Genomic DNA, 3782 nt, shown 5'->3' with positions numbered 1-3782 from the left:
TTACTTTGCCGTCAGCTTCCTTCCGCCAACTCCTCACGAAGTTAACCTTGCCTCAGCTAATGGACAGCTCTATATCAGCCCATGAGGGACTTGAACCCTCTACTCTTACATCATGCACGGCGCACATATAATCCTAAAACCAATAAAATTATTGGAATAATTATTAAGACTGTTAATTTTTTTGAGACGTTAGATTTTTTTGATTTTATTTTTATTATCGCCACTTTACTCACAAAATATTATCTAGTAAATCTAGCTAATTACATTAGATAAATCAAAATTTTTTAGAAATATCTTTAAGAAAATACTATTTACTTACCATTTTGAACATGTTATCAATATTATTAGTTGTGTTAATTTGAATTTTGAGGTCAAAATGAATAAGAGTGAGTTTATAACTGTGCTATCTAAAAAGTTAGAGTGTTCTAAAGTATATACTTCTAAAGTTGTTGATATAGTATTTGAGTGTGTTGGAGATGCCTTAAAAAAGGATGATGTGTTAAGATTTGTAGGTTTCGGCACATTTAAAATTCAAAAGTTGCCTAAGAGACAGGTCAAAACTCCAAGAAGTGGGGAGATAATAACAGTACCTGCCAAAAAATATGTTAGATTTTCATCAGGTCAATTATTAAAAGATAAAGTTAATAAGTAATTAAAATTAATTAGGTTGCTTCGTAAAAAATGAAGAAAATTATTTAGTGAGTGCACTGAGGCAAGTTATAGTTTTTTAGATATCATTCTGTTCTAGATGCATCTTCAAGTATTCTTTTAGTCTATGCGTAGCACCTAAATAATTTTTAATGAATATTTTGCTTTAGTTATTTTGATAAAATGGTAAGATTAAGCAAATTATAAATGAAATAGTGTTATTATGCTTAAAAAAGATGACAAAATTTTCACCAATTTAGATGGAAAAATGTCGTTTGATATACAATCCTCAATTAAAAGAGGGATTTGGCATAATTATAAAAACAATCTAAAAAAATCTCCTGATGACATAATAGAAGAAGTTAAAAAATCTGATTTAAGGGGACGTGGTGGTGCAGGATTCTCAACTGCGATGAAATGGTCGTTCATGCCAAAAGAATCGAAAAATGGTAAACCGTCTTACCTAGTAGTAAATGCTGATGAAAGTGAACCTGGAACCTGTAAAGATAGAGATATAATTCGTTATGAACCACATAGAGTAATTGAGGGAAGTATTCTTTCAGGAATAGCAATAAGAGCTAAAGCCACATATATATATATACGCGGAGAATATTACAATGAATATATTATTCTTAAAAAGGCTATTGAAGAAGCCTATGAAAAAGGATTTTTAGGTAAAAATATCTTAGGAACTGGAATCAATTTTGATGTTTATATTCATAGAGGAGCGGGTGCATATATTTGTGGAGAGGAAACAGCTTTACTAAACAGTTTAGAGGGCAGAAAAGGCATGCCAAGACTTAAGCCACCAGCGTTTCCTGCTGCAGTTGGTGTATGGGGATGCCCTACTACAGTGAATAATATTGAAACAGTAGCAGTTGTACCGGAAATTCTAAAGCGTGGAGCTGACTGGTTTGCTTCTATCGGCAGACCAAAAAATACTGGAACAAAAGTTTTTTGCATTTCTGGGCATGTTAATAAGCCTTGTAATGTTGAAGAATCTATGTCTATACCACTAAAGGAATTAATTGAAAAACATGCAGGTGGGGTTATAGGTGGGTGGGATAATTTACTTGCAGTTATTCCAGGTGGTTCATCAGTTCCTGTAATTCCCAAAAATGTTTGTGAAGATGTATTAATGGATTTTGATAGTCTAAAGGAAGCCAATACTGCACTTGGAACAGCAGGTGTTATAGTGATGGATAAATCCACCGATATAATTGAAGCTATAGCTAATTTATCAAAATTCTATATGCATGAATCTTGTGGGCAATGCACCCCTTGTAGAGAAGGTACAGGCTGGTTATATAGAATAATGAATAGGATGGTTAGAGGCGATGCAAAAATAGAAGAAATTGACTCGATTATTGAGCTAACAAAACAAATTGAAGGACATACAATATGTGCATTAGGTGATGCAGCAGCATGGCCTATTCAAGGACTGGTTAGACATTTTAGAAGTGAAATTGAAAATAGAATTAATTCAAATATTTAAAAGCCTATGCTTTATGATTGCTAGAAGTAAAAATTGATCTTAGAAATTTTCTTTTTATTTGAAATCTAAGTGTTATAATCTAATCTGAGGAAATTTCACAATACACTAAATGGTTGCATTACAACAGATAATAAGGAAAAATACAATAAAAGTAAAAGTGGGAGATGTATCAATTGGCGCTAAAAACCCTGTTGTCATACAATCAATGACAAATACTTCAACAAAAGATGTTGAATCTACTACTTTACAAATTATTGATTTACACAACGCTGGCTCTGAAATAGTCAGAATCACAGTCAACGACTTAGATGCTGCAAAAGCTGTTCCTGCAATCATTGAAAATTTGGATAAAAAAGGCTTTAAAATTCCGATTGTAGGCTGTTTTCACTATAATGGCCATACTCTATTATCTGAAGTTCCTGAATGTGCAAAATTTTTAACAAAATATCGAATTAATCCTGGAAATGTTGGATTTAAAAATAAGCGTGATAAAAATTTTGAGCAAATTATAGAATGTGCTATAAAATATGATAAACCAATTAGAATTGGTGTTAATTGGGGAAGCTTAGATCAAGAACTGGTTGCAGAATTTATGGATAAAAATGCTAAATTAAGTGCTCCAAAATCTGCAGATTTTATAATGAGGAAGGCTGTAGTTCAATCAGCACTTAATAGCGCAAAAAAAGCAGAAAAAATAGGTATAAGCAATAACAAAATTATTTTATCTGCTAAGCTTTCAAAGGTACAAGACCTTATATCAGTTTATAGAGAGTTATCAAAAAAATGTGCTTACCCTTTACACTTGGGATTGACTGAAGCAGGAATTGGAATTAAAGGAATGGTGGCCACGACCACAGCTTTATCTATTTTACTGCAAGAAGGAATTGGTGATACCATAAGAGCGTCCTTAACTCCTATGATAGGTGAATCTAGAACTGCAGAGGTAAAATTATGTCAAGAAATTTTACAATCTTTAGAAATTAAAAGTTTTTTACCGCAAATATCATCTTGTCCAGGTTGCGGAAGAACTTCAAGCGCATATTTTCAACAATTAGCTCAAGATGTACAAAAATATATTGATCAAAATATGCTTTATTGGAAAAATAACTACAAAAATGTTGAGTTAACAAAAATTGCTGTTATGGGGTGCATAGTTAATGGCCCAGGAGAAAGTAAGCACGCTAATATTGGGATTAGTTTGCCAGGAGATGGCGAAAACCCTGTGGCAGTTGTTTATGAAGATGGAAAAAAAACCAATACACTAAGAGGCAATAACATTACATTGGAATTTATCAAGTTAATCGATAATTATATAGACAGAAATTGTCAAAAAATCTAGAGGATTGACCATAACCAAAACTAAGTTGTCAATATCAATGAAAACTGTATCACTTCTGCTAACGAAAAGTGTCCCATATATAAGACCATTGCATAATAGGCAGAAAGAAACATATATGATAGAATGAAAAGATAAGTACATACGAAAGAGGAGGCAAAATGTCATTTTTAGTAAGTATAGTGGACTGAAAAAGTCAGACAACAAAAAGAGTAGTTTTATTTCCTAAAAGATATAAAAATATAAATAAAAAATAAGAAGTATGAGTAAAAAAGAAAAAAGAAATTTTAGCGCTGAACAAAA

At 31.9% G+C, this 3782-nt stretch carries 4 protein-coding genes; all 4 read left to right on the top strand.

Going from position 1 to position 3782, the window contains the following annotated elements:
• The first annotated feature begins 81 nt into the window (after positions 1-81).
• The 4 genes from L8D11_RS04070 to ispG all read left to right on the top strand — a co-directional run bounded on the left by L8D11_RS04070 (position 82) and on the right by ispG (position 3482).
• A complete protein-coding gene (locus L8D11_RS04070; protein WP_236870398.1) occupies positions 82-273 on the top strand; it encodes a hypothetical protein in 192 nt (63 codons plus the stop codon).
• Between the two features lie 103 nt (positions 274-376).
• On the top strand, positions 377-652 hold the full coding sequence (locus L8D11_RS04065; protein WP_236870397.1) for an HU family DNA-binding protein: 276 nt from the start codon (positions 377-379) through the stop codon (positions 650-652).
• 219 nt (positions 653-871) lie between these two features.
• Entirely contained in the window at positions 872-2143 is a 1272-nt protein-coding gene (nuoF, locus tag L8D11_RS04060) for an NADH-quinone oxidoreductase subunit NuoF (protein WP_236870396.1), read from the top strand.
• A gap of 109 nt (positions 2144-2252) precedes the next feature.
• Positions 2253-3482 (top strand): flavodoxin-dependent (E)-4-hydroxy-3-methylbut-2-enyl-diphosphate synthase, encoded by a 1230-nt coding sequence (gene ispG / locus L8D11_RS04055; protein ID WP_236870395.1) that lies wholly within the window; start codon positions 2253-2255, stop codon positions 3480-3482.
• Positions 3483-3782: the final 300 nt, after the last annotated feature.

Origin of the sequence: Candidatus Bandiella numerosa, from assembly GCF_021811875.1 — a bacterium.
Taxonomy (GTDB): Bacteria; Pseudomonadota; Alphaproteobacteria; order Rickettsiales; family Midichloriaceae; genus Aquirickettsia; species Aquirickettsia numerosa_A.
Note: the sequence above shows the minus strand (reverse complement) of the source record. Positions and strands in the feature narration are given on the sequence as shown.

Excerpts from the sequence above, each read along its gene's own strand:
- L8D11_RS04070 (WP_236870398.1), top strand. The coding sequence starts at position 82 with ATGAGGGACTTGAACCCTCTACTCTTACATCATGCACGGCGCACATAT.
- L8D11_RS04065 (WP_236870397.1), top strand. The coding sequence starts at position 377 with ATGAATAAGAGTGAGTTTATAACTGTGCTATCTAAAAAGTTAGAGTGT.
- nuoF (WP_236870396.1), top strand. The coding sequence starts at position 872 with ATGCTTAAAAAAGATGACAAAATTTTCACCAATTTAGATGGAAAAATG.
- ispG (WP_236870395.1), top strand. The coding sequence starts at position 2,253 with ATGGTTGCATTACAACAGATAATAAGGAAAAATACAATAAAAGTAAAA.